Source organism: Oleiphilus messinensis (assembly GCF_002162375.1).
Lineage (GTDB): Bacteria > Pseudomonadota > Gammaproteobacteria > Pseudomonadales > Oleiphilaceae > Oleiphilus > Oleiphilus messinensis.
In genome coordinates this window covers 538,204-559,516 of the sequence record NZ_CP021425.1, presented here as the reverse complement: position 1 = coordinate 559,516, position 21,313 = coordinate 538,204, and the positions used below count along the sequence as shown (strand labels likewise).

The following is a 21,313-nucleotide window of genomic DNA, read 5'->3' as shown; positions in this document are numbered from 1 at the left end:
TAAAGCATACACGTTATACAGCATACGTATCAGGTTCGCAATCGGATCACTCGGAAAATCAATATGCTGGCGCCTCATCATAAAGAAAGCCTTTCTCTGCAGCTTGCGCCTTGACCGTATCAAAAATTTGATAGTCCAGAGAATCTGCCTCTTCCGATTTGTCGAGATGCCGGGTTATGTAGGCCTGACGCTCTCGACTCAGGCGTGCAATATCCTGCTTCAACTCCGCACGCCGCTCTGCTTTTTCTTTCAGCAGTTTTTTCTGCTCCGTAGGTGCCAGTTTTTGCAATGGCTCTGGCAAGCTCGCCGCCGGTAACGCCTCCAACTCAACTCGCCCACTGACGACATCATCCACCAGTTCCGATTCTGCCAGAAAATTCGCCTCGCCCGATCCGGATGCATTAAATAACGCCCGCTTCGCTCTGGAAGCTACAGATCCCAGGGCATGTAGCTTGTCGGCTGCAGCTTGTTTGGCCTCAAGAAGCTCCCGCTTTGCCGCATCACCATAAAATACACGGGTCTCATCCAGATCTTTCGACAGCTGGGCGATTCGTTCATCAAAAGGTGTACTGACCGCAACAGCATTCCCCCCTTGCGCAACCTGAAAATAGGATCCCTGGTTCAGTTGGGCGATGTCCTGCCACACCTGCTTTGTTGAGGTATCCTGACCCGCTTGAATGGTGTTGATCACAATGCCCTTTTTCTGCGCCATTTTAAGGATGTCCGGGTATTGGGGCTCTCCAGGGTAATCCATATGCGGCGGGGCATCCCCGACCAGAAAGATTACTTTGTAACTGTCATGGCGCGCTTTCTCATTCGGCAACTTGTCATTCTGCAGTTTCCCATTCTGCATTTGCGCCCCGGACTGATATTTTAAATCGCCACTCCAGGAGATCTCATTCACCGCGGCAAGCAACCCCTGATTCACACTCTCTGGTGTGTCGCCACCACCTTCTGCCCGCAAATCCATCAATTGCGCGTACATGGAATCCAGATCCGTAGACATGTCGATCACCTTCGTAACATATCGATCACCCCGATCACGGAATGCCACCAGGCCCATGTGGATTTCGGGGGCAGGTTGGGCCGATGCCATGGTCGTTGCAATCGACCAGATATTCTCTTTGGCCGCCTGAATCAAGCCCGACATACTGCTGGTCGTATCCAGCACAAAAACCACTTCGATTCTCGGTTTCTCCTCCGCTACGGCCGCCAACGGAACCTTGGTAACTGGCATCTCGGGATTGACAGTGAGTTCAGGATACACCGCCACGGCACCTGCTGTGGCAAGACATAACGATAATGCAAGGAATGTATTTTTCATGTTGTATTTCCTCCTTCACCAGGATCAGGGCTCGTATTAAAGTTGATTCGTAACAGATGATTTCTGCGGTCTGACAGACAAACGTTTCAGCGCTGACTCCGCCGCATTCGCAGCCCGGTCAAAACACGCATTACCGGCTACGTCCTTTGATTCTCTTGGTTGTGATGAATCAAGCAACACCACAAAGGCCTGTATCAGGAAAAAGCTCCAGAGACTCAGAAACACACTATGGCTGTGCCACAAGGCGGCCAAGGCGGCAATACACGAGAAACCTGTTAAAGCCGCATCCGCAAGGGCCTGCCAAAAATGCGGGTAGCAATACAAGACCCGCACCAACCAGAGCAAGGCCAGATGGCTCAAAAGCCAGGTAAGTACGCTTGCGTTCAGCACCACTAATCCCGTCAACATCAACCCCCAGACAGAGAGCACGACCAACCGGCCAATTCGTGCCTTACGGTTTCGCAGCACCAATCCCAGATAAATCGCCCCAAAAATCAAAACCAGAACCTTCTGAGTGAAGCCATAACCCAGGAGAGGCGTTACACCGTGATAGAACACGGCCCCCAATACGCTAAATACAAAGGCCAATCCAACCGCTGGCCAAAATCGTTGTGTCATCATTTTTCTACTCCTCTCAAATGCGTGCCGTGTTATAGTTTGGTTTTGCGAGCATCCTTCGCTTTGAGCAGAGCGATATCAATATCCGCCTCGGTAACGGGCTGCTCCAGGCTGGAGGTGCTTACAAACTTGTCTACCGGCTCCTGCAAGGTCATAAACACATCTGCCTTTTGTTTCAGCCGGGAGAGGCGCTGACGCTGCGATTCCAATTGCTGATGGTCCTCAGCGATCTGCAGCAGTAGCGTTTCCTGTTTCAAACTCAATTGCCGGAGCAAACGCTCAGCCTCCAACTTCCGGCGTAATAACGTGCGCGCAAGTTGTTCATTTTCCGCCGCGAAACACAGATCCAGCTCTGCATCCGTCTGGCTAATTTGCTGCTGCAATTCCCGGGTTCGCGTCCGGATCTGGCTTTCTTCCAGTTCGCGGGCTTTTACCTGTCGCTCTACTTGCCCAATCGCTTCATCCATTTCCCGGATGGCCTGTTGCAGCACCACATCAGGTTCTTCAAGTTGATCCAGTACCGCATGCATGTCGGCTTTAAACAGACGGCTTAATCGAATCATCAGTGTCATAGGTTGTCCTCCTCTTCGGACGTTCAAGATGGTTCCAGTGTACGAAGCCTCAGGAACTGACCACAGGCACAGGGATGTAAACTCTTTGCGTTGCTGTTTACATAGAATTTACATGCGCTTTGTCGCTAGCCTGTTAGACTGACTACATCTGCCTCATAACCACTGGATAACTGACCATGCCGAGAAAAGCCCGAATCCTCATTGTTGAAGATGAAATTGCCATTCGCACCGGGCTGGTGGATGTGTTTGTGTTTCATGGGTATGACGTGGATTTTGCCGACAATGGCAACGACGGACTGCAAAAAGGACTCACGGGTCAGTTTGATCTGATTCTGCTGGACGTGATGATGCCCGGAAAAAACGGATTCGAGGTGTGTGAAGCGATTCGCCAGCAGGATCGCGATCAGCCCATTATTATGCTCACCGCAAAATCAACCGACGAAGACATTATTCAAGGCTTGTCACTGGGGGCGGATGATTATGTCGCCAAGCCTTTTTCCGTGGCACAGTTAGTGCTGAGAGTGCAGGCTGTGCTGCGACGCTCGAAACTGGATCAGGAACAGGACACCCGGATCCGGTTAAGTGACACATGCGAAATTGATACACCACACCTGACGGGAAACTGCGCCGGGCAAGCCGTCCATTTCACCCGACGGGAAATGGATATCATACAGTACCTCCACGAACACAATGACCGCCCGGTGCCAAGGGAAGAACTGCTCAACAAAGTATGGGGTTATGCCAAGGACATGGATATTGAAACCCGAACTGTTGATATTCACATTGCCAAATTACGTCGCAAACTGGAACCGGACCCGAAAAATCCCGTTTATCTGGTCACGGTGCGGGGTGGTGGCTATAAACTGCTATCCGGGAGTGCTTGATGGCCAATTTGCATCGCGGTTTGACCCCCAGGCGTCTGCGACTGTTTCTGGGGCTGCTGTTTCTGGCGTTGTTGGTCCCATCAAGCCTGTTAACCTGGCAAACCCGGGAAAAACTGAAGTGGGAAGCATTTCACCAGTATCGGGAGCAAGCCGATGAACTGGCACAACGCATAGACCGCACCCTACAGGAAGCGGTACTCAATGAAGAGAAACGCACCTACGCCGACTACCAGTTTTTTGTTGTCAGCGGTGACCCCGGCACCTCCAACTATATCCAGCGCTCCCCTTTGGCCAGCTTCCCCGTTGATTCCGAAATTCCGGGGTTGATTGGCTACTTTCAAGTGAATGCACAAGGTCGCTTCAGCTCTCCGGTCTTACCACCGGCACCGAGTCCGGACATCGGCGTTTCCGCGAATGAGCTGGCTCAACGACAATTCCTCCAGAAGTCCATTCTGGATGTACTTAGTCAGAATGAGTTGGTGAGCCCACCCCGGCAGGCAGTTCCCGTTCGAGTGACCCTGCCACCCCGTGCACGACCCGGCCTGGAGTATCGGCTTTCCGCTTCCGAAACCCGAGAGGAATCGATGGATGATACGATCTCGAGCGTGGCAGAATCCTCCGTGGCAGGCAACGAGAGCGCCCTCGACGAAGTCCTCGCAGAGGCTGAACAGGACACAGTTCAGGGCTCTGTGATCGCCGGAGCGGGCCGCCAGCCGTCTGCCCCCGCCCCAGGCATTTCACGGCAGGAAAAAACCGACATACCAAAGGTTACGGACACACTGAAGATTGAGGCAGAATCAAGCAAACCAGTTCAAGCAGCTTTTGATAAACTCAGCAAGGCGTTGCCGGAAGAGGCACAAAATCGCGGCCAAAATCTCGGGAATCTCAAAGACCTCAAACTCAAAAAGCTGGAAAGCAATAAAGAGTACGCTACGCTTGGCAACAGTTACGCCGAAAAAAGTCGAGCCCTGGCACCGGAAATTGAAAAGCCAACCGCTCCACTGGATCTGGAACTGGCGCAAAACGACCGGCGAACCGAAGCTAAACTTATGGATGAAAGCGTATCAGGCTTTACCCGCCAACAGCTTGCGCCAGCACGTTCCACCCGTCGGGAGCAGACGGCCTTGGTCGAAGAGACGCCTCAGACACAGGCGATTAAAATATTTGAAAGTGAGATTGACCCATTTGAAATCGCGCAGCTGGACAGTGGCCACTTTGTTCTGTTTCGCAAGGTATGGCGAGATGGCCAACGCACCATTCAAGGTGCACTGATCGACCCGCAACAATTCCTGCAAGGTATTTTCAGCCAGACCTTCAAAGACACCAGTCTGGCCCGCATGAGCGACCTGATTGTGGCTTATCAGGGCAACATACTCAAGGTCATTCCCGGCAGCACAGACCGCGGCTATCTGGGCCGGGCCAATGAACTGGAAGGCACACTCCTGCATCAAGTCAGACTTTCCGCGCCATTGCAACGCTTTCAGCTGCTCTGGAGTATCAATCAACTGCCTGCCGGCCCGGGTGCCAGCATTATCCTGTGGACTAGCCTGATTCTGTTCCTGGTACTGATTAGCGGCTTCATCGCACTCTATGCGCTGGGGCTCAGACAAATTCGATTGGCGCGGCAACAGCAAGACTTCGTCTCCGCCGTCAGTCACGAACTGAAAACCCCGCTTACCTCCATTCGCATGTACGGCGAAATGCTCCGGGAAGGCTGGGTCAGTGATGCAAAAAAACGCGAATACTATGACTTCATCCATGATGAAAGCGAACGCTTGTCCCGCCTGATTGCCAACGTCCTGCAACTGGCCCGTATGGAACGCAATGACATTAAACTGGACTGCAAAACGCTTGCTGTAACCACCCTGGCCGACATCATCCGCTCCAAGGTCTCGAGCCACATCGAACGCGCCGGATTCAGTTTTGAACAGACGCTCGATGCAAACTGTGAAGACCTCCAGATCCACATCGATAGCGACGCCTTCACCCAAATTCTGATCAACCTGATCGACAACGCCATCAAATTTTCACGCAACGCGGACATCAAAAAAATCGACATCCAAATCAAATGCGAGCAAAACCGGCAGGTTGTATTCAGCGTTAGGGACTACGGCCCCGGCATCGTAAAATCACAGCTCAAAAAAATATTCCAGTTATTCTACCGCCAAGGCAACGAACTCACCCGCGAAACCGTAGGCACCGGCATCGGCCTGGCACTGGTAAAACAGTTGACTGAAGCAATGGGAGGAAAAGTCGAAGTTGTGAATGAGGAGCCTGGGGTGCGGTTTGAGTTGGGCTTCAGATGCATAAATAGAATGAATTTACCTCTTTGAATACTGCTTTCTTTTTCTCGCTTTCTTAAACCCAACTTTTTTTCTCTCTTTTATTCTAGAATCTCTTGTAACCAAACCAACTTTTCTCAATTCATTCCTAGACTTATAATCAAACAACGACAAAGCATTCGCAAGAGCTAGTCTTATCGCATCAGCTTGGCCAGAAAGCCCTCCTCCTTTCACATTAATTTTAATTAAAAAGTTATTCTCCAATCCAAGTTGGGCAAGGGGTTGAGTCGCCTTCAAACGATATGTCTCCCACTTAAAGTACTGTTCAAATTTCGTATGATTCACCTCTATTTTTCCTGACTCAAATTTTTTCAAGAAAACATTTGCTATGGCAGTTTTTCTTCTACCGAGCGCCCAAGCATCCCAATAGTTTGCTAATTTATATTTGGATATAACCCTATTCAGTTCCAATGAACTTTCAGGTAATCTCAGCTTTCGCCACTGGCTAAATTTTTCAATATTAAACTTATACCAATGATCATCCACATCATCTCTTTCCGCTACATTTATTAAAGTATTAATAATACTGCTTTCCATAAAAAGTTGGTTATGTAGTATTTTTGAAATAGACAATGCTACTTGGGGATGTTCTGTAAGCAACTTATATTCTCGAATGATCTCGATAAAAAACATTTCCTTATTTTCAATATGATAACAAAGAACGTTAGATTGAGAGATTGCAAATAATCTATGGGTTAATGGATTAAAACCCTCAAATTCGATTCGCCTACTTCCAAACACCACAGCTTCAATTTGATTTAAATCCTCCCTAGATAGTTCTAGAGCTTTGTATTTCGAGTCCGAGTTTATGTATATTGCATAGTATTGATTACCAAGAGAACAAATCGGAACAACAAAAGCTGGGAACGTCAGAGATGGGTTGTAGTAGCCTATCAGCTCAGACCATTCAATATATTCAATCTGCTCAATGTGCATGTAAGCTGGCCCGAACTATGAGTTGTCCCATCCAAAATCTATTTTTCGGAGAAAGTCTTTTGCTGCGACCATTATTTCTGCGCTAATCTCAGATGCAGTTGATGCAACGGGAGTTTCATAATAAAAAGGGTGGATCACAGGTGACTGATCCGGACCTATTAAACTTTTTATTTTTTTCATATCTTCCTTTTTTGAATCAGGTAGCGCAACCCATAAAATATGTTTCGAGATTGGTATTTTCTTTGAAAAGTGCAGTTCTAACATGTGTCTGCGTCGGTCTACGCCCTCCGGAAACTCGGACCTAGGTTCGCTGTAAAACTCGAGTAAATTCATAAGCTCCGGCGGTAAACTTTCTTTTTCATCGTACTGGACACTTTGACCAAGCAAATAATTTAGATTATTCCCGAACATCCGCTTAACATAACCGCCTGTTAATAGGATTGAAGAATCTAGAGGGACACTATACTTGTCGAAGTTACTTAATTCTGCATTCCACTTTCCATACAGTTTTTTTGAGATCGCACCAGAATCATATGGCAAAAAATCATCTGCATATTTAAGTATGTCCGGTGAATACATCAAAGCAACAGGCCATTGTATTTCATCTTTAGTGTCGATTATTCTATAGTAGGCTCCGCCGTAACTTAAAAATGTAACAGCCTTCTTTATGGTTTGACAAATGTTGTCTGCTTCTATGTAGCCAGCTTCGAGAATTTCGCAGAGCCGCTTATATGTCGTGACATGCACTACTGGGAGTAGATCAGGGTACTGCTCAATCTCAAACTTAAAATAATTAGTTAAGGATTTCATGGAAGCGCAAGCTCTAAACCAGTATTCAATCGTTTGAAATACAAATTCACACGATTTTGTGCTTATCGAAAATCATCATGACTATCACCCTACAGTTTTCAATTGCCCACCGCCAGTCCCCTTGTGAAGGCACAGTGCCAGACCACCATTCAGCATAAAATGTAATATCACGCAGTTTTTCAATGCCTTCCAAATCAGCCTTTGAAATCAATTGATGCTCATCACATACCGCTATCAATTGCGAAATTGACGGTGTGTCTAGTTTTCTTATTTCGTGATCTAAGGGTATCAAATAGAGTAGGCCTTTTCTTAATAACATCCTAGCTAAAACTAGGGTAAGCCAGTCATTTATCTCTACTGATTCAAACAATTCATCTATTGATTTACTATCAATTTTACTTTCGGCAATAGTCTTTTTAATCGTTGCATCAATTTTGGTTCTTAGTTTTTCTATTTCGATACCTTTGGTAGTCAATTTAATATTTGCAGCATCTCGCCACGCGTTATATAGAAAAGGATAAAATAACAAAATGACGGCATTCCATGTCAATGGTGAGCTACCAGAATCAAGAGAGACATAGACATGAAAGCCGAGAACGATAAATAAAGGGGCAATGAACTTCCAATTCATACAAAAATTTCCTTATCTTGAGTGATGAAAAGATACAAATACTATCGCGCCACAAAGCTGAACTCACGTCGACATAGAATCAAGCGGGCAGAGTATATAATCTGATTAGCCAATTCCTGTACACTTGCGATAAATTTTTTCGCATGGCCAAATAATCAACTCTATTGGTAATCTTAGCTTACTTTGCATTTTTTACTTTTTCGAGCATAAAAAATAGTCGACATATTTTTCGTTGGCAAATCTAGATGACTATGCAATGTTAAGAGACACCTTTACTTTTCTAGGAATAAAGGGGGCCACTTATGATGTTTTTTCCAGAAGTTTCTTTGATCCTTTTATTCTGCGAATTTTCGACCAGTATGGAAATACCGTCGCAGTTGACACTGACCAACTGGAATATGGCAAAGATGTCATATTCGATTATGTTGCTCCCTATACTGGTTGGTATTATGTCTCAGCAAGCTGGGATCAGGGAGAAGCGGATAGCCATAAGTATGTATCCCTATCTATCTATGAAGATATTGACACCGTTTCATACAATAACGAAAGCTCATACGCGGATGAAGCTGTATATGCCACAGATGATCTTGGGTTTGGTTTGGTTTGGTTTGGTTTGGTTTAGATAACGTTTGGCGATGTAAATAGAAATCACCGATTCGATCATTTCAACATATTAAATTTTTCTGCTGGAGAGCCTTTTGCCTAATAAGTAAACTCCAGCAGAATCCTGTGCCTTTTTACCGCCTTCTGCGCTAACCAATTCGTTCAATCGAGCACCTTCAGTATCACTCGATACTTCGACTATGAATTTACCTGTAAGATATCTCTGAAAATCATGTGAGAGATTGTCCATTTGACCAATTTTTAGCGCTCAAAGACAAACTTTGAACTAACGTAAGAATGGGTGGCATTGTTCGCAAAGTCATCGATAAAACCAAGACTGGAAACGCACGCCATCGAATTGAAAATACGTTGTGCGGGATCAAACAATCTGAAAAAGGAAATTCTTACACATGAGCATAAACCTCACCACAAAGATAGCCTGTAGCACTCTCATTATATCTGCGCTTGCAGGCTGTGCAGGGACTCAAGTTAGCAAGTATAACTACGACGAAACGTTGTCCATCAACACCCCACAGAAGTCAGAAAAATGTTACGACGCGTCAATCCTCGTTAGTGAAAACCTAACTGGGGCTCGGGATATCTCAAAAAAAGTGGTGATAGCGTTGGATTCGACCATTGCTGAAGAAAAAGAAAACTATATAAAAGCAGACAGGAATCGTCATGTAGGTTTGATGGTGGGGAGCGGAGGAGAAGAAATATTCGTCAATCTCAAAAAAATCGACGAGAGAAAGACATTTATCACCGTTACCACTAAAACCGGATTTGTTGGTGCAGCAGGTCAAAAGCCCTGGTCATGTAAAATAGTCGACGAAATAGCAAAAATGGCAGGATAAAAGACGAATTCTGTAACGTTGGTACATCACCGTTACCCTTGGGGGGCATCTGTCCCCTTTGCAACAAAGGTGGCACTGCACGATGAAAGAGATTTTAATGGTATGCCTGTTGAACCTCGCTATAGCGGGGTGTGCAACTACAGAGGTAAAACACTCATCCGATATTCCAGAAAACAAAAACCCGGGATGCACCGTAGAGTTCTTTATGCAGCAAGAACCCGAGGGAGACTACCAGGTTCTAAATGAATTAGAAACGCACACTAAAAGAAACTTGTTTTTTGGTGGCAAAGTTAATTTAACTGATGACGTCTACACGAGACTCAGAAAAGAAAGCTGCGCAATGGGGGGAAATGGTGTGATCATAACTGACTATATCGAATCCCAGGCTGGAGAAATGACACACGTGCACACATGGGCTAAAGTGATCAAGCGATTAGAATAAACATCTATCAATTCTTAACCTCGCCGGAAAAGCTCAGCGGAGCACTGGCTGGAAGAATCGTCAGAATGCATGCCACAGTCTGTCAAAAAACAACTTCAAAAAGCTTCAAACTAAGCAAATCTGGACAAATTTAGTCTCGTTCACTCCGGTATATTCAGGCCAACTATTTACGTAACCGGAGAATGAAATGCATCACCTGAAAACATTACTATTCATCTGCGCGCTTGCTGTATTAAACGGCTGTGCAAGTGTGGATTTTCCCACAAACTTTACGGAAACGGATCGGGTATATGATGACCTGAATGTCAACGCGCTAACGAATGCGCCCCAATATGCGATCAGCGTCGCTCAATTGAATGCACCACCAGAGGCCGTATTTGAAGTGGTAGCGGATCATGAAAACTTGCGGGACTGGGTGCCAATGATCGATCACTTGGTCGAAGTCGACCATAGCCAATCACTCCCCCCTGGCAGACCCGGTGTGGGTACCGTTAGAATCTGTGATTTCGCGGGAGACATCCTCACAGAAGATATACTGTACTGGAAAGAAGGTGTTGGCTACGCGTATAGTGTGCGAGACCATGAGGATTTAGCCGTGACCAAACATCTTGGTGTAATTTGGGTTGAACCGGATCAACGCGGTGGATCGTACATTTCTTGGCGACAATTCTTCGAGAAAAAACCCGGATCCATAAAAGCGCATATGATGCCGGTCATGATGTCTTATGTAATGGACAGTGCCTTAGACAATCTGGTCGACAAGTGGGGGGGAGAGGTTCAATAGGTACCCGAAATTAAGGAGGATTTGAGCGTGGACAGATTTTTTAAAGCGATTAGCTACATCGAACAACATCTGGATAAAACACTGACTTTAGCAGAGGTTGCTTCCGCCGCTCACTATTCTCCTTACCATTTCAGTCGGAAATTCAAGGCCCTTACTGGAGACAATGTAACGGAATACGTCCGAAAACGCAGACTAACTGTCGCGGCGGATCGACTGTTGCACGACGACCAGATCACGCTGCTGAATCTTGCATTAAGCATCGGGTTTGAGGGACAGGAATCCTTTACCAAAGCGTTCAAGAATATGTTCCTGACCACACCAGGACAATATCGTAAACAAAAAACACCAACACGATTGCTGCAACGCAACCCTTTCTGTGACCAGGAGTTTCTCCATCTCTCATCATGCATTGACATGCAACCTGATATTATCACACGGGAATCGATGTTAATCGTCGGTAGGCCACATCACTTTGTGGATAAGGATTTGAGCTTGAAAACGGTCTGGTCAGGATTTAAACCGGAAATGGCGGGCATACCGAACCGAATCGGTAAACTGGGTTTCGGGATATACGAAGCTTATTATGAATCCGGCGCGGAAGTGGGTTTTACCTATTGGTGTGCGGTTCCCGTGAGCTCTGCATCTGACATTCCGGCGGGTTTTGAATCAAGAATCATACCTGAGCAAACTTATGCTGTTTTCATGCACCGGGGCCCCCTGCCTTCTCTCCACGAAACACTGAAATATATTTGGGGCAGCTGGTTACCCAAATCCAAATATCAATATCACTGTTCACCAGAGCTTGAGATTTACCCGGAAAATTACGATGGCACACGGGTTGATGCGGAGTTGAAGCTTTATATTCCGATAAAACACCACGACAAGTAGCAATCCAACATATATACATATTTGCATTACAGCCAGACGGATTTGTGCGTATTCGGGGCAAATGACCAATGCTAGAATTCGACAAAACGTAGCTAGATGAGTACTTCAATACACAGGTTTCAAGGACTGAAGGATAACTGGATGATGATGCATCAAATTTACCACTCGCTGATCATGTTAAGTCTGAGCTGTATCTCAATTACCGGCTGTAGCATGAATAAAACTTTGCCGCCGAACACGATCTGGGAGCTCGAACAAATAGACGAAGCAGGCTCCCCTTTTAACTGGAGGATCTACTCCCGCACCCATGCCGATGTCGCGGTTAAGGAATTCAAAATAATCGGAGAAGTCCCCTATGCCCCAATGGAAGCCATAAACATTCTGCGAGAGCAAACCGAGAACAGCACAGCATATTTGCCCGAAGACCAAGGCTACATCAAAGTAATAAAAAGCCGTTCCGACATGTTACAAATATACTCCGTTTTCTATATGCCCCTGTTTTTTAAAAGCCGTGCAATGTGCGAGCACTTTGCCATACAGCAAGACCCTACCAGCGGGATGGCTAAAATCACCTGGCACTCTGATTGGAGCCTGTGCCCGGACAGCAGAAGAGATACCATTCAAATGACTCTGGCAGAGGGATCTTGGCGTTTCGAACCGATAAGTGTAAAACACAGCAAAGCGATCTATACCGTGCATGCCGATCTGGGGGGAGCGATTCCGGCTTTCCTGAATGATTTACTGATCAAATCCGGGTTGCCCAATGAGTTTGAAAAACTGGGCCGAAAACCGTTGCATGGCACATCCAAAGGCCTCTAACCCGCACGCCCCTGACAATACGCCTGAGTCACCGGGTGCTCCGGTCGAGTAAAAATTTGCTCGGTCGGGCCCGATTCAACGACACACCCGGCCCCCTCTTGGGTCCAGCACACCACAACACGATCCGCGATGCGGCGGGCCTGTGCAAGATTATGGGTGACCATAATAATGGTCATGTTGTTTTTCAATTCAAGAATCAACTGTTCGATGCGCTCGGTGGATATGGGGTCTAACGCACTACAAGGCTCATCGAGTAATAATACCTGAGGTTGCAGAACAAGCGCACGGGCAATGCACAGCCGTTGCTGCTGTCCACCAGACAAACTCAAAGCGCGAGCATTGAGGCGATGGCTGACTTCAGACCATAGACCCGCTTGTTCGAGTGCAAACTGAATACGAGCCTGTCGCTCTGATCCTCTGCGCACACCGTGGTCCTGAAGTGGGAAATCGAGGTTCTCGGCGATGGATAACGGGAAGGGATTCGGTTGCTGAAAAACCATCCCCACAGACTGCCGAAGAGCATCAAGGGAATATCCACCCGCCAGAATATTTTCGCCATTGATCTCGATATGTCCTTCTACACGACATCCCGGGATATGGTCGGTCATGCGGTTAACACTGGCCAGCAAGCTGCTTTTACCACACCCCGAAGGACCGACAAGGGCGACCACTTCGCCGGGATTAGCCGCAAGCCAGGCATTCCTGATACCTGCGTGATGTTGGTAATAGACACTGAGATTTTCGATCTTGACCTGACCCGGCATGGGCGCATCCGCCGTGTTTCCTGTAAATCGGCTCGCCATCACGGAGGAAGTCGTTCTTCCACTTTGCATACGCGCTAGCGCTCGCTGTACCGGTTGAGTCACTGTCTGGTTAACGAATGTTTGCAATGTCATTGAACTTATCGCCCCAATAATCGTTTAAGCGGCAATCGTGCCACAGGAAATCCACTTGCCAGTCGTCGTGCCAGCCAGTTAATAGCAATCAACAACGCGATCAAGACCAGTGCGGTTGCCGCCGCGGGTTCACTGCCGCCAGGCACGTTCATCGCCAAATCATAGATATGAACTGACAGTGAGCGTCCGGAATCCATAATCGACCCGGGGTAACGGGCCACGTAGCCCGCCGTAAATATCAGAACTGCCGTTTCCGCCAATGCACGACCCGTTGCAACAATAAACGCACTGGCTATACCCTGTGCAGCTACCGGCAATGCAATTTTTCGAACATAAGCGAATTGTGAGAGGTTCAATGCATTCGCTGCCTGACGATAGCGATAGGGTACGGACCGCAAAGCCTGTTCACTCAAGCGGATAAACAGAGGCAAAACCATGCATGCCAGGGTTAACCCGCCACTGAGTATCGAAAACCCCAGTTGCAGCACCTGAGCGAAAAATACATAGCCAAACAATCCGTAGACAATAGACGGTACTCCGCTTAATACATCCAATGCCTGCCGGGTACGAAATGCCAGTTTCGTTTCCATTTCGACTTTTTCACTGAGGTACAGCGCACATCCCAACCCCACCGGTAATACTGCAGCCATACAACAGATCAGTATCAGGCCCGTTGAAACAACAATGGGTGCAATCCCACCCTGACGTCCACTATCTACCGGGCTGGAAAACAAAAACTCAAAATCCAGATGATTCCAACCAGTGCTGACCATTTCCAGCATTATCCAGCCAGGCAAAAGCAAAAATGCCACCGCAGTTACCCAGAGAACCACAGTTGCACAGCGATCATATACTCGGGCGGTATTCACGCTAAGCCCTCTTGATTGACGGCCTGAATCCGTCCAGCCAGCCATACCAGTAATACCGCAGTCAACAATAACAACAAACCACTGACAAACAGTGCCTGCGCATGTCGGTCCGTTGCATAGGCCATTTCCAGAGCGATGTTTGCGGTTAGTGTCCGCGCGGGTTCAAACAAACTTCCCGGAATCTGCACAATATTGCCACACACCATCAAAACCGCCATGGTCTCACCCAGCGCCCTGCCAGTTTGCAACGTAATTCCTGCCAGGATTCCGGGTCGGGCTGCCGGTAAATACAGTTTCCGGATACAACCCCAACGGGTCAGTGCCAAAGCCCGGGCAGCTTGTTGCCATTGTCCGGGAATACGCTGAAAAGCATCATCAGCAACCAACGTGATGAGAGGCAGGATCATCAATGCCAGCACGATACCCGCAGCCAGTACACTGGCACCGGGTGGCACCCACAAATTAATCACGGGCACCAGCACAACCAGCCCCCACAATCCGTACACAACGGAAGGAATACCGGCCATCAACTCGATCAAAGCGATATAGATGGACCGAACCGCCCGAGGCGCATAAAAGCGACCAAACAAGGCAATCACGATACCCAACGGACCCGAGATCACGACTGCGAGAAGGGTCACTGCGAGGGAACCAGCGATCATTGGCAGCATGTTATACGCACCTTGAGTCGGTGCCCAGGTATCCGACCACAACCCCTGAACCCCGTCGGACAGCAAAAACGGCATGCTCCGATACAGGACAAAAAGAATAATCAGCGTTAAAACGACAATACTCAGCCAAGCGGCACTTTTTAACGCCAGATCAAACCGGATACTAGTTCGCATGGGCAGGAACAAAAAACTGACGGGCGACCAGTTCGGCCACTTCAGACGATTGTGCAAATGCAATAAACTGTTGAGCCAACGGATTACTCTGATCCCGCGTTACCAGATTAAGGGGTCGGGAAATCGGAAAAAGCCCCTTCTCGACATTACTTAGCGTACCGTCTACACCATTAACAGGAAGAATCCGGATGGGTGCGCCCTGTTCTTTTTCGTAGTTTGCAGCACCGATTGAGACATAGCCTATCGCGAAAGGATTCCCCGACACGGTTTTTAAACCTTGCTGGTTATCCCCAATAATAATATCGGCCTTTATTTCGGTACCTTTCAACTGGTAAAACTTCAGAAACAATTCCAGCGTTGATCGTCCCTCCGCTTTGTTCACGACCACAACCGGTTGATCCGGTCCGCCAACTTCAGACCAGTTTGTTATTTTCTTGGTGTAAATATCAATAACTTGACTACGGTTTAACAATTGCACCGGATTACTGCTATTGAGAATCAATGTAATGCCATCCCAGGCAATTGTTTGCGCGGTCAAATCAGATTCATTGCTTTTTAGCGCGCGGGAAACCATACCAATGTCTGCAAGGTCGTTACGGGCATCATTGATACCACGACTGGATCCACCGGTTTGCACATCAATGCGGGTTTCCGGGTGCAGCTGCTCAAATGCCCGGGCAATTTCAGACGCCAGCGGTGCAACCGTGCTGGATCCTGTGAGCACCAACTTTTCCGTTTGACTCCCTCCGCAGGCACTTAGCCCCATTACAAACACAATGGTAAACAAACCTGCGAGACAACGTAACACCCTATTCCTGACCATCATTTCCTGTCCCAGATTGATTGATAAACTTGCGCTTTTGACTCTTTGAGGCTGAAAAAGTTCAGGTAATCGCCCGCCTGATCGAATGTTGCCTGGATCATCAGAACACAACCTCCAATTGGGTGTGGCTATTTTTTGATCATAAACTAAGCTATGGGTTAATCAAGTATGCAGAATCGGAGGGAGGAGATATGACTGCACTGAGCATCCGCTTAAAATATTCGATCCCACTTATTATCATTGTGTTTTGCCTCATAATGGTGGTGCTGTTTAATTCGCTCTTCACTAAAAACATCCAACAGCATATGAGCGTGTTTCCCTCCGGCTTTATGCCTGCGATCAGCGTCGTTTTGAATGCAGACCGCGATCTCTACCAAGCCAGAGTGGCGGAAATGGAGTACGTTTACTCCGCAGCGGCGGATCGACAAACCCTGAAAGACGATTTTGCAGAAAATGCGCAACAAGCCTACGACCGATTTATCAAATTCCGCTCACTCCTGGCAGATTACCCTCAGATTCTGGAGCAATTGACGCAGTTTGACTCGGCGTACCGTGCATGGCGTAGTGCCGCAGAGCAGTCATTTTCACTTCGGGATCAGGGCAAACAGGCGGAAGCCATTCAGTGGATGACTAACGACTCAAGCCCCAAGTTTGGCAAGGTGCGGGAAATATACGACATTGGTGGTGAGCTCACCTTTGAAGAAGCAAATGCACTGGAGGAAGCAACCGCCAATGCCATCGCCAGTCAACGGATTAAAGTATGGATTGCGGTGGTCACAATTATTATTATCGTCGGCACCGTTGCATTTTTGAGCCAGAAAATGCTGGTTCAACGAATTTCCGATATTACCAACCGTATTGATGAAATTAAGGAAGGCGGTGGAGACCTGACTCAGCAGGTCACCATCGCGAATCAGGATGAATTGGGAAAACTGGGGGACTCATTTAACGGCTTTGTCCAAATGCTGCGAACACTTATTGTTTCGGTCCGATCAGATGTTTCCCAGCTTTCTCAAGAGAGCGCCACGCTGACAGACGAGGCAACGCGATCGACCGGGGCCATAGAAGGTCAGCGCAAAGCTCTGGAAATGATTGTCAGTGCGGTACATCAAATGAGTATCGCCACCCGGGAAATGGCTGATCTGGCCAGCTCTGTTGCGGATGAGACTCACAACAGCATGTCCCAAATTCAATCAGCAAATGATGGTATTCAACATTCACTACAACAAGTAAAAGCCGTACACAACATTATTTCCAACGCATCGGATGAGGCTAAAGAGCTGGCACAGTCCTCAGAGAGCATATCATCGGTATTGGATGTCATCCGAGGCATTGCAGAGCAAACTAACTTACTCGCATTGAATGCCGCAATCGAAGCCGCCCGCGCAGGAGAGCAAGGCCGAGGCTTCGCCGTCGTCGCAGATGAAGTTCGCACACTGGCCGGAAAAACCCAGGAGTCCACAGACAATATCCAGAAAATGATTGAAGCCGTGCAATCCCGCGTCAACAATGTTGTGTCTTATATTGAAGATGTTCACAGCAAAGTCGGAAAAGCTTTAGAACTGGCGACTCAGTCAGAACAACAACTCATTGAATCCATGTCCAGTGCATCAAAAATCAATGACATGTCAATGCAGTCCGCCACCGCCACAGAACAACAATCTGCCGTAACGGAGGATATCAGCCGCAACCTCAACGAACTGCGGGATGAAATGGACATCACATCAGAAGTTGCCCAAGCAACAAATCGCGCCGCTAACCACACAGCGAAGCTAACTGGCAATATCAACCAGGGCATTTCCAGATTTGCAGTTTGAATTATGGAGATTCATTGCCAGCGTCTTATCGCAGCAATCAATTCGCCATAATCAACGGGCTTGGTTAGGAAGTCATTCATTCCTGAGGCGAGACACTCCTCTCGCGCAGCACTGCCGGCATTTGCAGTCATTGCAATCACCGGGATGTCCCGGTACCGGTGGTCTACTTCACCGTTGCGTATCGCCCGAGTTGCGGCGAAACCATCCAGCGTTGGCATTTGGCAGTCCATGATGACCATCCCGTAGGGACTGTTGGTCTCATAATTTTTCAGTCGTCGAATAGCTTCCGCGCCGTTTTCTACAGAATCAACTTTTAGTGCGTTCTCCTCCAGCAAGCCCAGTACCACTTCCCGGTTCACTTCATTATCTTCCACCAATAACAGCCGGAGGGACTCAGGAAAGCGGACATCGCCTGGATCTTCATCGCCTTCAAGGTGTTTAAGTGAACGAACATAATGGCTCGTGATCAACGGATGAGCGTTTTCCTGTGAAGCGTCCGTGGCGGACACAAGCGCCAGAGCATCAATCAGGTTGTCAATATTGGCCGGTTTGGAAAAATAGGCGCTGAATCCAAGGGAAGCAAAATAGTCACAATCTCCTGATTCACCGACCGAAGTCATCATCACCAGCTTAAGACCGGTGAAACGCGCATCCGCCTTAATCATTTTTGCCAGCCCCACACCATTGATCTCGGGCATTTCCATATCCAGAATAGCCAGGTCAAAAAGCGATTCCCTGCTATCCGCCCGAGCGGCCAAACAGGCCATTGCCTGGCTGGCACTTTCAGCTTCAACAACCGCAGCCCCCCAATCTTCCAATTGCCCTCTCAACACCTCACGATTGGTGCTGTTATCATCAACGATGAGTATGCTGAGAAGCCGGGCATCGACGTCCGGAATGGTTTGACCGGTGGATCCGCCTTTTTCCAGACAAATGGAAAATTTAAATTCACTGCCTACACCTACAGTGCTGGTGACGACAATATCCCCCTCCATCAGGTGACAGAGCTTCTTAACGATTGCCAATCCCAATCCTGTCCCACCATACTTTCGGGTCGTTGAGGAATCCGCCTGCACAAATTCATTAAATAATGTCGCGCTTTTCTGCTCGGGAATACCGATGCCCGTATCCTTAACCGTGCAGGTCATTTGATATCGGGCATCCTCCCGCATTGCCATCGTACACGTAATCACAATTTCGCCAGACTCCGTAAACTTGATGGCGTTACCCGTCAGGTTTAACAATATCTGCCTCAGTCTAAGGGGGTCGCCTCTGACAACCGGATTCCTGACCTTAACAAGATCAACAATTAACTCGATATTCTTGGCTTCTGCAGCGGGTGCAATGGAATCGACCACATCGCTCACGACGTCCCTGAGATTAAATTCCTGAATATCCAGTTCCAGCTTGCCCGCATCAATCTTGGAAAAGTCCAAAATATCATTAATCAGCGCCAACAATGATTTTCCACTTGAAGAGGCAACATCTACTTTACGCAATTGATCCTCGTTAAGCCCGGTTTTTCTTAGCAGACTGAGCATGCCCAAGACACCATTCATCGGGGTGCGAATTTCATGGCTGACGGTAGCCAGAAATTCACTTTTGGCGGTGCTGGCTTTCTCCGCCTCCTCTTTCGCAACGACCAACTCTTGCGTGCGCTTAATCACTTCCCGCTCAAGATTTGCGTTGAATTCGACAATTTCTTTCCTGGATTCCGCCAGTTCTTTAACCATTTTGGTGAACGTCGTTTCAATCAACTTGATTTCATTGTCCCGGTCGGTACCGATATCGATTTTCGCATCCGAGAGGTTATCAAAATTGAGGTTGGCGATGGACTCCGTGAAACGGGTTAAGGGTCTTAATAACAACCGCTTACTCACCCACAGAAAAATAACCCACAACGCGATTCCTTTGATCAGGGCATTGACTAACAGAAACGCAAACCCTAACTTGACCCGCTTCAATACGATATCGGAATTCGAGTATATTGTTGCCCTGCCCAACTCTTGGGTTTGACCATAAATGTCAAATGTGATGGGAAACTGATACGAGAAAAGATCATTCCTGGCGCGCATAAACCCACGCGGAGAAACGACCTCAGCATCATGCGCCCCGGTATCAGTCAGACCAAGACCATCAATGAATTCCGGTTTACCATTCTGAACTTTTTCAATCTTAACCCCAACAATCACCGGCACCTGAAACATGCCCGTCGCGATATCTCTGATCTGGTCGCGATCAAGATCCCATAAGGCCTTGCCCAAAACCGGGCCGAAGATATTCTGATATGACTGCAACTCATTCTGGATGGTTTCCCGAGTATAACGGTACTCTTCGACCACATGCACCGTGGTCACGACCAAGGCGATGAGGCAATACAAAACAAAGACAATACGCAGCAGTTGTGTGGATACAGAGGTGTGCTGTCGTCGGCCAAAGATCAATTTACGCAGTCTCCCGGGATCCACCCCTGCCAGGTGACTTTATTTTCCTGCAACCACTGTTTTGCTGCAGCGTCATAGGACAATAGATCTACATCGACCAACGCGGCCGCTGAAGCAATTTGCTGATTACTAAAATTGATCTTTTTCAAAGTGCGGTACGCACAGTCCCAGGTATCAGGCATTCCATGCCAGGCTGCTTTTTTTAACCAGCCATTTTTCGGGTTGCCACAATCGTACAGATATTGTCCGTTAACCCCCCATGCCGGATCGGATTCGCACACAGGATCATAAGCGGGGAATTCTACAAACTTACCAGCGTAACGAGACTCAACCCAGTTAGGTGTCCAATTGAACAGCACAATGGGCCGCTGCTCGGCATACGCCTTTTTCAACTCTACCCAGAGGTCGTCCCCGTTTTTCAGGTTTCGAACACGAAAATTCAAGCCCAGGGCCCGAATTCGTGCCTCATCCGGTTTTTCCCACGGGCCCGCAAAGTAGGTACCAAAATTATCACCTTCTATAGCGAACTGGTTTGCACACGCCTTTAACGCTTGCCAGTCCGGCAAACCGGGACACACCTTCTCAGCGTAGGCGGGATACCACCAATCTTCCCTTGTTTTTGCCTCATGCTCGCCCGCATCCAGTACACTACCTTCAGCCACCATGCGATTAAACATGTCTGCCATAGTACCTTCCCAGACCTCAACCTGCAGGTGAGCCACACCATGGGCCAATGCTCCCCATTGATCTGAGACAGATGTCTTCAAGTACTGAACCTGATAGCCCAAAGCTGAAAATACCTCTCCCACGACTTTGGAGAGCACAATCTGACTCGTCCAGTTGTTCGTAACAATCTTGATGGGTTTCTTTTTTATTTCGACCGCGGCCACCAAGTCGACATGCAACATCAACGAAACAGTTAAGACTACGAAAAACTTTGCCATAACAAGACCCCCCAAAAAATCAGAGTTTAATCAGTATAGACATGTTCGCGGTGAAGTCCTCTCCACAGCGGTACAGAAATAAACTGAAAAATGGCGCACTAATATCAATACGACGGCACCAGCCTACAGATTCATTAGACTATTTGCTGATTGTTATGACCTTTGTTA

General features: G+C 47.8%; 21 protein-coding genes. 9 read left to right on the top strand and 12 right to left on the bottom strand.

Features of this window, described 5'->3' with window-relative positions:
* Positions 1-58: 58 nt before the first annotated feature.
* The 3 genes from OLMES_RS02505 to OLMES_RS02495 are packed head-to-tail and all read right to left on the bottom strand — an operon-like array spanning position 59 to position 2,514.
* Positions 59-1,324, bottom strand: a complete 1,266-nt coding sequence (locus OLMES_RS02505) for a vWA domain-containing protein (RefSeq protein ID WP_087459799.1) — start codon at positions 1,322-1,324, stop codon at positions 59-61.
* Positions 1,325-1,360: 36 nt separating this feature from the next.
* Positions 1,361-1,945 (bottom strand): hypothetical protein, encoded by a 585-nt coding sequence (locus tag OLMES_RS02500; RefSeq protein WP_087459798.1) that lies wholly within the window; start codon positions 1,943-1,945, stop codon positions 1,361-1,363.
* A gap of 29 nt (positions 1,946-1,974) precedes the next feature.
* On the bottom strand, positions 1,975-2,514 hold the full coding sequence (locus tag OLMES_RS02495; RefSeq protein ID WP_087459797.1) for a PspA/IM30 family protein: 540 nt from the start codon (positions 2,512-2,514) through the stop codon (positions 1,975-1,977).
* 176 nt (positions 2,515-2,690) lie between these two features.
* On the opposite strand from OLMES_RS02495, the gene OLMES_RS02490 reads away from it, so the two are divergent.
* The gene (locus OLMES_RS02490) at positions 2,691-3,398 is read left to right on the top strand and encodes a response regulator transcription factor (protein WP_087459796.1); all 708 of its coding nucleotides are present in this window, start codon (positions 2,691-2,693) and stop codon (positions 3,396-3,398) included.
* On the top strand, positions 3,398-5,731 hold the full coding sequence (locus OLMES_RS02485; protein ID WP_087459795.1) for a sensor histidine kinase: 2,334 nt from the start codon (positions 3,398-3,400) through the stop codon (positions 5,729-5,731). The genes OLMES_RS02490 and OLMES_RS02485 overlap by 1 nt, the downstream gene beginning before the upstream one ends.
* On the opposite strand, the gene rpsI is transcribed toward OLMES_RS02485, so the two are convergent.
* From rpsI to OLMES_RS02470, 3 genes are all read right to left on the bottom strand, one after another.
* Complete coding sequence (gene rpsI, locus OLMES_RS02480) at positions 5,720-6,133, bottom strand: 30S ribosomal protein S9 (RefSeq protein WP_232465393.1); 414 nt, start codon at positions 6,131-6,133, stop codon at positions 5,720-5,722. The genes OLMES_RS02485 and rpsI overlap by 12 nt on opposite strands.
* Before the next feature lie 558 nt (positions 6,134-6,691).
* Positions 6,692-7,486 carry a hypothetical protein gene (locus OLMES_RS02475; RefSeq protein ID WP_087459794.1) on the bottom strand — a complete coding sequence of 265 codons (795 nt, stop codon included), beginning with the start codon at positions 7,484-7,486 and terminating at the stop codon, positions 6,692-6,694.
* 46 nt (positions 7,487-7,532) lie between these two features.
* On the bottom strand, positions 7,533-8,117 hold the full coding sequence (locus OLMES_RS02470; RefSeq protein ID WP_087459793.1) for a hypothetical protein: 585 nt from the start codon (positions 8,115-8,117) through the stop codon (positions 7,533-7,535).
* 256 nt (positions 8,118-8,373) lie between these two features.
* Between OLMES_RS02470 and OLMES_RS02465 the strand changes: the two genes are divergently transcribed.
* The 6 genes from OLMES_RS02465 (at position 8,374) to OLMES_RS02440 (ending at position 12,507) form a co-directional block, all read left to right on the top strand.
* Positions 8,374-8,739: a hypothetical protein gene (locus tag OLMES_RS02465; RefSeq protein ID WP_087459792.1), complete on the top strand. Its 366-nt coding sequence runs from the start codon at positions 8,374-8,376 to the stop codon at positions 8,737-8,739.
* Positions 8,740-9,130: 391 nt separating this feature from the next.
* Positions 9,131-9,574 (top strand): hypothetical protein, encoded by a 444-nt coding sequence (locus OLMES_RS02460; RefSeq protein WP_087459791.1) that lies wholly within the window; start codon positions 9,131-9,133, stop codon positions 9,572-9,574.
* Positions 9,575-9,656: 82 nt separating this feature from the next.
* Complete coding sequence (locus OLMES_RS02455) at positions 9,657-10,016, top strand: hypothetical protein (RefSeq protein WP_087459790.1); 360 nt, start codon at positions 9,657-9,659, stop codon at positions 10,014-10,016.
* A gap of 187 nt (positions 10,017-10,203) precedes the next feature.
* Positions 10,204-10,800 carry an SRPBCC family protein gene (locus tag OLMES_RS02450; protein ID WP_087459789.1) on the top strand — a complete coding sequence of 199 codons (597 nt, stop codon included), beginning with the start codon at positions 10,204-10,206 and terminating at the stop codon, positions 10,798-10,800.
* Positions 10,801-10,827: 27 nt separating this feature from the next.
* Complete coding sequence (locus OLMES_RS02445; protein ID WP_087459788.1) at positions 10,828-11,688, top strand: AraC family transcriptional regulator; 861 nt, start codon at positions 10,828-10,830, stop codon at positions 11,686-11,688.
* A 141-nt stretch (positions 11,689-11,829) separates the two neighbouring features.
* Positions 11,830-12,507, top strand: coding sequence for an SRPBCC family protein (locus tag OLMES_RS02440; RefSeq protein ID WP_087459787.1), 678 nt, complete (start codon positions 11,830-11,832; stop codon positions 12,505-12,507).
* On the opposite strand, the gene OLMES_RS02435 is transcribed toward OLMES_RS02440, so the two are convergent.
* Genes OLMES_RS02435 through OLMES_RS02420 form a run of 4 tightly spaced genes read right to left on the bottom strand, consistent with a single transcriptional unit; the run spans position 12,504 to position 15,943 of the window.
* Complete coding sequence (locus OLMES_RS02435) at positions 12,504-13,403, bottom strand: phosphate ABC transporter ATP-binding protein (protein WP_232465249.1); 900 nt, start codon at positions 13,401-13,403, stop codon at positions 12,504-12,506. The genes OLMES_RS02440 and OLMES_RS02435 overlap by 4 nt on opposite strands.
* 5 nt (positions 13,404-13,408) lie before the next feature.
* Positions 13,409-14,272, bottom strand: coding sequence for a phosphate ABC transporter permease PstA (gene pstA / locus OLMES_RS02430; RefSeq protein WP_232465248.1), 864 nt, complete (start codon positions 14,270-14,272; stop codon positions 13,409-13,411).
* Positions 14,269-15,117, bottom strand: a complete 849-nt coding sequence (gene pstC / locus OLMES_RS02425; RefSeq protein WP_087459784.1) for a phosphate ABC transporter permease subunit PstC — start codon at positions 15,115-15,117, stop codon at positions 14,269-14,271. Before pstC ends, pstA begins: the two co-directional genes overlap by 4 nt.
* A complete protein-coding gene (locus tag OLMES_RS02420) occupies positions 15,107-15,943 on the bottom strand; it encodes a phosphate ABC transporter substrate-binding protein (protein ID WP_198343196.1) in 837 nt (278 codons plus the stop codon). Before OLMES_RS02420 ends, pstC begins: the two co-directional genes overlap by 11 nt.
* A 188-nt stretch (positions 15,944-16,131) precedes the next feature.
* Between OLMES_RS02420 and OLMES_RS02415 the strand changes: the two genes are divergently transcribed.
* Positions 16,132-17,757, top strand: coding sequence for a methyl-accepting chemotaxis protein (locus OLMES_RS02415; RefSeq protein ID WP_087459783.1), 1,626 nt, complete (start codon positions 16,132-16,134; stop codon positions 17,755-17,757).
* 11 nt (positions 17,758-17,768) lie between these two features.
* Here OLMES_RS02415 and OLMES_RS02410 read toward each other — a convergent pair whose 3' ends face one another.
* Both OLMES_RS02410 and OLMES_RS02405 read right to left on the bottom strand, forming a co-directional pair.
* Positions 17,769-20,201 (bottom strand): hybrid sensor histidine kinase/response regulator, encoded by a 2,433-nt coding sequence (locus tag OLMES_RS02410; protein ID WP_157678117.1) that lies wholly within the window; start codon positions 20,199-20,201, stop codon positions 17,769-17,771.
* The gene (locus tag OLMES_RS02405; protein WP_198343195.1) at positions 20,198-21,145 is read right to left on the bottom strand and encodes an ABC transporter substrate-binding protein; all 948 of its coding nucleotides are present in this window, start codon (positions 21,143-21,145) and stop codon (positions 20,198-20,200) included. Before OLMES_RS02405 ends, OLMES_RS02410 begins: the two co-directional genes overlap by 4 nt.
* Positions 21,146-21,313 lie beyond the last annotated feature (168 nt).